Origin of the sequence: Pseudomonas sp. BT-42-2, from assembly GCF_025847435.2 — a bacterium.
Taxonomy (GTDB): domain Bacteria; phylum Pseudomonadota; class Gammaproteobacteria; order Pseudomonadales; family Pseudomonadaceae; genus Aquipseudomonas; species Aquipseudomonas urmiensis.
The window spans coordinates 1-3133 of sequence record NZ_JAOYTM010000038.1 but is presented as its reverse complement, the minus strand read 5'-3'; the positions used below and the strand labels follow the sequence as shown (position 1 = coordinate 3133).

1 rRNA gene is annotated in these 3133 nt (G+C 51.4%); it reads right to left on the bottom strand.

The window, feature by feature from the left end:
* Positions 1–50 precede the first annotated feature (50 nt).
* Positions 51–2943: ribosomal RNA gene (locus OIU19_RS25205) — 23S ribosomal RNA — on the bottom strand.
* Positions 2944–3133 lie beyond the last annotated feature (190 nt).

The window sequence follows — 3133 nt, the reverse complement described above, 5'->3', positions numbered from 1 at the left end:
CTTTCGTCTTCACCACCGCAATTCGCGCTAGCAAATTGCTTGGGTGTTATATGGTCAAGCCTCACGGGCAATTAGTATTGGTTAGCTCAACGCCTCACAGCGCTTACACACCCAACCTATCAACGTCGTAGTCTTCGACGGCCCTTTAGGGGATTCAAGATCCCAGTGAGATCTCATCTTGAGGCAAGTTTCCCGCTTAGATGCTTTCAGCGGTTATCTCTTCCGAACATAGCTACCCGGCAATGCCACTGGCGTGACAACCGGAACACCAGAGGTTCGTCCACTCCGGTCCTCTCGTACTAGGAGCAGCCCCTCTCAAATCTCAAACGTCCACGGCAGATAGGGACCGAACTGTCTCACGACGTTCTAAACCCAGCTCGCGTACCACTTTAAATGGCGAACAGCCATACCCTTGGGACCGGCTTCAGCCCCAGGATGTGATGAGCCGACATCGAGGTGCCAAACACCGCCGTCGATATGAACTCTTGGGCGGTATCAGCCTGTTATCCCCGGAGTACCTTTTATCCGTTGAGCGATGGCCCTTCCATACAGAACCACCGGATCACTAAGACCTACTTTCGTACCTGCTCGACGTGTGGGTCTCGCAGTCAAGCGCGCTTTTGCCTTTATACTCTACGACCGATTTCCGACCGGTCTGAGCGCACCTTCGTACTCCTCCGTTACTCTTTGGGAGGAGACCGCCCCAGTCAAACTACCCACCATACACTGTCCTCGATCCGGATAACGGACCTGAGTTAGAACCTCAAAGTTGCCAGGGTGGTATTTCAAGGATGGCTCCATGAGAACTGGCGTCCCCACTTCAAAGCCTCCCACCTATCCTACACAAGCAAATTCAAAGTCCAGTGCAAAGCTATAGTAAAGGTTCACGGGGTCTTTCCGTCTAGCCGCGGATACACTGCATCTTCACAGCGATTTCAATTTCACTGAGTCTCGGGTGGAGACAGCGCCGCCATCGTTACGCCATTCGTGCAGGTCGGAACTTACCCGACAAGGAATTTCGCTACCTTAGGACCGTTATAGTTACGGCCGCCGTTTACCGGGGCTTCGATCAAGAGCTTCGCTTGCGCTAACCCCATCAATTAACCTTCCGGCACCGGGCAGGCGTCACACCCTATACGTCCACTTTCGTGTTTGCAGAGTGCTGTGTTTTTAATAAACAGTCGCAGCGGCCTGGTATCTTCGACCAGCAAAAGCTTACGGGGCAAGCCCTTCACCTTCGCCGGCGCACCTTCTCCCGAAGTTACGGTGCCATTTTGCCTAGTTCCTTCACCCGAGTTCTCTCAAGCGCCTTGGTATTCTCTACCTAACCACCTGTGTCGGTTTGGGGTACGGTTCCCGATTGTCTGAAGCTTAGGAGCTTTTCTTGGAAGCATGGCATCAACCACTTCGTCGCCTAAAGGCAACTCGTCATCAGCTCTCGGCCTTGAGATCCCGGATTTGCCTAAGATCTCAGCCTACCACCTTAAACTTGGACAACCAACGCCAAGCTGGCCTAGCCTTCTCCGTCCCTCCATCGCAACAATCGGAAGTACAGGAATATTAACCTGTTTTCCATCGACTACGCTTTTCAGCCTCGCCTTAGGGACCGACTAACCCTGCGTCGATTAACGTTGCGCAGGAAACCTTGGTCTTTCGGCGTGCGAGTTTTTCACTCGCATTGTCGTTACTCATGTCAGCATTCGCACTTCTGATACCTCCAGCAAGCTTCTCAACTCACCTTCACAGGCTTACAGAACGCTCCTCTACCGCATCACCAAAAGGTGATACCCGTAGCTTCGGTGCATGGTTTGAGCCCCGTTACATCTTCCGCGCAGGCCGACTCGACTAGTGAGCTATTACGCTTTCTTTAAAGGGTGGCTGCTTCTAAGCCAACCTCCTAGCTGTCTAAGCCTTCCCACATCGTTTCCCACTTAACCATGACTTTGGGACCTTAGCTGACGGTCTGGGTTGTTTCCCTTTTCACGACGGACGTTAGCACCCGCCGTGTGTCTCCCATGCTCGGCACTTGTAGGTATTCGGAGTTTGCATCGGTTTGGTAAGTCGGGATGACCCCCTAGCCGAAACAGTGCTCTACCCCCTACAGTGATACATGAGGCGCTACCTAAATAGCTTTCGAGGAGAACCAGCTATCTCCGAGCTTGATTAGCCTTTCACTCCGATCCACAGGTCATCCGCTAACTTTTCAACGGTAGTCGGTTCGGTCCTCCAGTCAGTGTTACCTAACCTTCAACCTGCCCATGGATAGATCGCCCGGTTTCGGGTCTATACCCAGCGACTAAACGCCCTATTAAGACTCGCTTTCGCTACGCCTCCCCTATTCGGTTAAGCTCGCCACTGAATATAAGTCGCTGACCCATTATACAAAAGGTACGCAGTCACCTAACAAAGTAGGCTCCCACTGCTTGTACGCATACGGTTTCAGGTTCTATTTCACTCCCCTCTCCGGGGTTCTTTTCGCCTTTCCCTCACGGTACTGGTTCACTATCGGTCAGTCAGTAGTATTTAGCCTTGGAGGATGGTCCCCCCATGTTCAGACAAAGTTTCTCGTGCTCCGTCCTACTCGATTTCATTGATAAGAGATTTTCGTGTACGGGGCTATCACCCACTATGGCCGCACTTTCCAGAGCGTTCCACTAATCTCAAACCAACTTAAGGGCTGGTCCCCGTTCGCTCGCCACTACTAAGGGAATCTCGGTTGATTTCTTTTCCTCAGGGTACTTAGATGTTTCAGTTCCCCTGGTTCGCCTCTTGCACCTATGTATTCAGTACAAGATACTCAGCTTATGCTGAGTGGGTTCCCCCATTCAGAGATCTCTGGATCACAGTCTGTTTGCCGACTCCCCAAAGCTTATCGCAGGCTACCACGTCTTTCATCGCCTCTGACTGCCAAGGCATCCACCGTATGCGCTTCTTCACTTGACCATATAACCCCAAGCAATCTGGTTATACTGTGAAGACGACATTCGCCGAAAATTCGTTCGCTCTTGCGAGCAATCACAAATTTTACCTTAGCCTGATCCACTGCCAGTGAAAGCAGCGTTCAGTCTATTTCTATCACATATCCGAATTTTTAAAGAACGATCTGACAAAAGTCAGAAATCAACATTCACAC